General features: G+C 55.9%; 9 protein-coding genes and 1 pseudogene. All 10 read right to left on the reverse strand.

All coding sequences use genetic code 11. The features are described 5' to 3' along the window. Nucleotides 1–104: pseudogene (locus AC4GMC_RS17520) on the reverse strand (30S ribosomal protein S5); the annotation flags it as partial. A 104-nt stretch (nucleotides 105–208) separates the two neighbouring features. Beyond that, nucleotides 209–568 (reverse strand): 50S ribosomal protein L18, encoded by a 360-nt coding sequence (gene rplR / locus AC4GMC_RS17525; RefSeq protein WP_487877772.1) that lies wholly within the window; start codon nucleotides 566–568, stop codon nucleotides 209–211. An 11-nt stretch (nucleotides 569–579) separates the two neighbouring features. Beyond that, the gene (rplF, locus tag AC4GMC_RS17530) at nucleotides 580–1,113 is read right to left on the reverse strand and encodes a 50S ribosomal protein L6 (RefSeq protein WP_487877771.1); all 534 of its coding nucleotides are present in this window, start codon (nucleotides 1,111–1,113) and stop codon (nucleotides 580–582) included. A 12-nt stretch (nucleotides 1,114–1,125) separates the two neighbouring features. Further along, on the reverse strand, nucleotides 1,126–1,518 hold the full coding sequence (gene rpsH / locus AC4GMC_RS17535; protein WP_038008615.1) for a 30S ribosomal protein S8: 393 nt from the start codon (nucleotides 1,516–1,518) through the stop codon (nucleotides 1,126–1,128). 15 nt (nucleotides 1,519–1,533) lie between these two features. Further along, complete coding sequence (rpsN, locus tag AC4GMC_RS17540) at nucleotides 1,534–1,839, reverse strand: 30S ribosomal protein S14 (RefSeq protein ID WP_038008616.1); 306 nt, start codon at nucleotides 1,837–1,839, stop codon at nucleotides 1,534–1,536. Nucleotides 1,840–1,852: 13 nt separating this feature from the next. Further along, nucleotides 1,853–2,416 carry a 50S ribosomal protein L5 gene (gene rplE, locus AC4GMC_RS17545; RefSeq protein WP_487877770.1) on the reverse strand — a complete coding sequence of 188 codons (564 nt, stop codon included), beginning with the start codon at nucleotides 2,414–2,416 and terminating at the stop codon, nucleotides 1,853–1,855. Beyond that, nucleotides 2,416–2,721 (reverse strand): 50S ribosomal protein L24, encoded by a 306-nt coding sequence (gene rplX, locus AC4GMC_RS17550; RefSeq protein ID WP_487877769.1) that lies wholly within the window; start codon nucleotides 2,719–2,721, stop codon nucleotides 2,416–2,418. The genes rplE and rplX overlap by 1 nt, the downstream gene beginning before the upstream one ends. Nucleotide 2,722: 1 nt before the next feature. Continuing rightward, nucleotides 2,723–3,091 carry a 50S ribosomal protein L14 gene (gene rplN, locus AC4GMC_RS17555; RefSeq protein WP_038008619.1) on the reverse strand — a complete coding sequence of 123 codons (369 nt, stop codon included), beginning with the start codon at nucleotides 3,089–3,091 and terminating at the stop codon, nucleotides 2,723–2,725. Between the two features lie 78 nt (nucleotides 3,092–3,169). Continuing rightward, nucleotides 3,170–3,400: a 30S ribosomal protein S17 gene (gene rpsQ / locus AC4GMC_RS17560; protein ID WP_038008620.1), complete on the reverse strand. Its 231-nt coding sequence runs from the start codon at nucleotides 3,398–3,400 to the stop codon at nucleotides 3,170–3,172. A 13-nt stretch (nucleotides 3,401–3,413) separates the two neighbouring features. Next, a complete protein-coding gene (rpmC, locus tag AC4GMC_RS17565) occupies nucleotides 3,414–3,620 on the reverse strand; it encodes a 50S ribosomal protein L29 (RefSeq protein ID WP_038008622.1) in 207 nt (68 codons plus the stop codon). Nucleotides 3,621–3,820: the final 200 nt, after the last annotated feature.

Genomic DNA, 3,820 nt, shown 5'->3' on the forward strand with positions numbered 1-3,820 from the left:
GTCTTGGAGACGCGGTTGATCGCGACAAGGCGATCTGCGAATTCCGGAGTTTCTTCTTCACGGTTGCGGCCGCGGCCACGACCTCTTTGTTCACGTTCAGCCATGTGGCGTCCCTTTATCTAGTGGGCAATCAGCCCAATTGGATCGATCCTAGTGGCCATTGGCCCCGGATCATCGAGGGCGCCCCACTGGAGCGCCCTACAAGTCTTTAGAACTTCAGACCACCTTCACGCGCAGCTTCGGCCAGAGCCTTCACCTTACCATGAAAGAGGAAGCCGCCGCGGTCGAAGTAGCAGGCGTCAACGCCAGCTTTTTTCGCGCGTTCCGCGATTGCAGCACCCACTTTGGTTGCAGCTTCGACGTTGTTGACATTGACGCAGCCCAGATCCTTCTCAAGCGAGGAGGCCGAAGCGAGCGTCACGCCGTTTACATCGTCGATCAGCTGCACGCTGATGTTCTTGTTCGAGCGGTGGACGGAGAGGCGCGCGCGCCCGTCTGCCATTTTCCGCAGTTTGTTCCGAACGCGCAGGCGGCGCTTCAAGAACAGGTCTCTTTTGCTGTTTGCCATTTGTCCGGTCCTTACTTCTTCTTACCTTCCTTGCGGAAGATATACTCGTCTTTGTACCGGATCCCTTTGCCCTTGTAGGGCTCGGGACGGCGCCATTCGCGGATGTTAGCCGCAACCTGACCGACGAGTTGTTCATCAATACCCTCGACGCTGATTTCGGTGGGCTTGGCAGCTGTCACTGTGACGCCAGCAGGCACATCGAAGTTCACATCGTGGGAGTAGCCGAGCGACAGCTTCAGGGTATTGCCCTGCATCTGAGCACGGTAACCAACACCAGAGATTTCAAGATCTTTCTTGAAACCGGCAGTCACGCCAGTGACGAGGTTACCGATCATTGTCCGCGACATGCCCCATTGCTGACGTGCACGCTTGGACTTGCCACGCGGCTCAACAGAAATGACGTTGCCGTCAACAGTGATGGTCACATCGTCGGTGGCGGTGAAGCTACGAGTGCCCTTGGGACCCTTAACTTCGACCGTCTGGCCGGAGATTTTGGCCTCGACGCCCGAAGGCATCTCAATAGGCTTTTTACCAATACGAGACATTTATACCGCTCCTTAGAATACGGTGCACAACACTTCACCGCCAACATTGGCGCTGCGTGCAGATGCATCCGACATCACGCCGCGAGGCGTGGAGACAATGGAAACGCCCAGACCCTGACGCACGGACGGGATGTCCTTGACGCCGAGGTAGACGCGACGGCCCGGTTTGGACACGCGCTTAAGCTCGCGGATAACCGGGGTGCCTTCGTAGTACTTGAGGCTGATTTCGATGGCCGGGTGGCCGTCTTTATCCGTGGTGTGTTCGTAGCCACGGATGTAGCCTTCGTCCGCCAACACGTCCAGCACCCAAGCCCGCAGCTTCGACGCAGGTGTCGAAACAGTGGATTTGCCGCGCATTTGCGAGTTACGGATACGGGTCAGCATATCGCCGAGAGGATCATTCATTTCTCTGTTCTCCCCTTACCAGCTCGACTTGACCATGCCGGGGATCTGACCATTAGAGGCCAGTTCGCGCAGCATGATCCGCGAGACTTTCAGCTTGCGGTAATACGCCTTAGGGCGACCGGTCAGCTGGCAACGGTTATGCAAACGAGTGGCGGAGGAGTTCCGGGGCAGTTCGGCCAGTTTCAGCCGCGCCTTGAAACGCTCTTCCATCGATTTGCTCTCATCATTCGCGATCTCTTTAAGAGCGGCACGCTTGGTAGCATATTGCTTCACCAGCTTGGCCCGCTTCTTTTCGCGTTCGATCATGGATTTCTTAGCCATTCTTGATCGTCCTTTAGCTGTTGAAGGGCATGTTGAAAGCTTTCAACAATGCTTTTGCCTCTGCGTCCGTGTGAGCGGTGGTGCAGATGATGATGTCCATACCCCAGACTTCGTCGACTTTGTCGAAGTTGATCTCGGGGAACACGATATGCTCTTTCATACCCATGGCGTAGTTGCCACGACCATCAAAAGAGGTGCCCTTCACGCCACGGAAGTCACGGACCCGTGGCAATGCGATGGTGATCAGACGATCCAGAAATTCGTACATCCGGTCGCCGCGCAGCGTCACCTTGGTACCAAGAGGCATGCCTTCACGGACCCGGAAGCCAGCGATGGATTTCTTGGCAGTGGTGATTACAGCTTTTTGGCCAGCAATCGCGGTCAGGTCGTCCTGAGCGGATTTGGCTTTTTTGCTGTCACGCACGGACTCAGCACCGGCGCCGATGTTCAGAACGATTTTATCCAGACGCGGGATCTGCATGTCGTTCTTGTAGGAAAACTCTTCCTTCATCGTCGCACGAATGGTGTCTTTGTAGACGCCCTTCAGACGGGGGGTGTAGTTTGCTGTATCAAGCATTAGATCACATCTCCCGTGGTTTTGGCGAAGCGGACCTTCTTGCCGTCTTCTTCGCGGAAGCCGACGCGTGTGGCTTTACCGTTCGCATCCAGAACCGAAAGGTTCGACAGGTCAACCGGCATCGCTTTGGGGATGCGGCCACCTTGGCTTACTTGCGACTGACGCGTGTGGCGGATGGCCATGTTCACGCCTTCCACAACCGCTTTGCCCGCAGCAGGATCAACAGACAGGATATCGCCCTGTTTGCCCTTGTCCTTGCCGGCCAGAACGACAACAGTGTCGCCTTTTTTCAACTTAGCAGCCATCTCACAGCACCTCCGGTGCGAGCGAAATGATCTTCATGAAGTTTTTCGCGCGCAACTCACGAACCACTGGCCCAAAAATCCGGGTGCCCATTGGCTCGTTGTTGTTGTTGAGAATAACGGCCGCGTTGCGGTCGAAGCGAATAGCAGTGCCGTCTTCGCGACGGACTTCTTTGGCGGTGCGTACAACGACTGCCTTGCGGACGTCGCCTTTTTTCACGCGACCGCGCGGGATGGCTTCCTTTACCGAGACGACGATGATGTCACCTACGGATGCGTAACGACGCTTGGAACCACCCAGGACCTTGATGCACTGAACTCGGCGTGCGCCGGAGTTGTCAGCGACATCCAGATTGGTCTGCATCTGGATCATTGGTTTCTCCTGACCTTTGGGGGAGCGTGAGACCCGCCCATTTCCCCATGGTTTCGATTAATGTTGATGGTAGTCGCCTTACTCGGCGATCACTTCCCAACGCTTGGTCTTCGACTTCGGCGGGCATTCTTGGATACGAACAGCATCGCCAACGTTGAATTGGTTGTTCTCGTCGTGGGCCCGGTATTTCTTGGACTTACGAACGGTCTTTTGCAGAAGAGGGTGCTTGAAGCGACGCTCAACGGACACAGTCACGGTTTGTGCGTTCTGGTTAGAGGTCACAACACCGGAGAGGATTCTTTTAGGCATATCTCAGGCTCCCTTATTCAGCAGCGGCCGCAGACGCGGCCTTTTCGTTCAGAATGGTCATCACACGGGCAACGTCACGACGAACGGTACGCACGCGTGCGGTGTTTTCCATCTGGGAAGTCGCAGCTTGGAAGCGGAGGTTGAAGGCCTCTTTCTTGAGGTCTTTCAGCATATCACGCAGCTGATCGGGCGTTTTATCACGCAATTCGGTGGCGTTCACAGGCCTTTTCCTTTTTTCAACATCACTGGGGGGCCCCATTAGCGGGTGACCCTGATTCCAGTGGAGTTCGGGAGTGAGCGTGCCGGATACGACCAATTGGCCCGTCGCGCAAGCCCTTTAGGCCAAGTTTCTCTGCCATTCAGGCGCCACAGTCTTTCCCAGCAATTGCCTTGGGTCGGTCTCTGTCTTGCCCCGCCCAA

Source organism: Thalassobacter sp. (assembly GCF_982993085.1).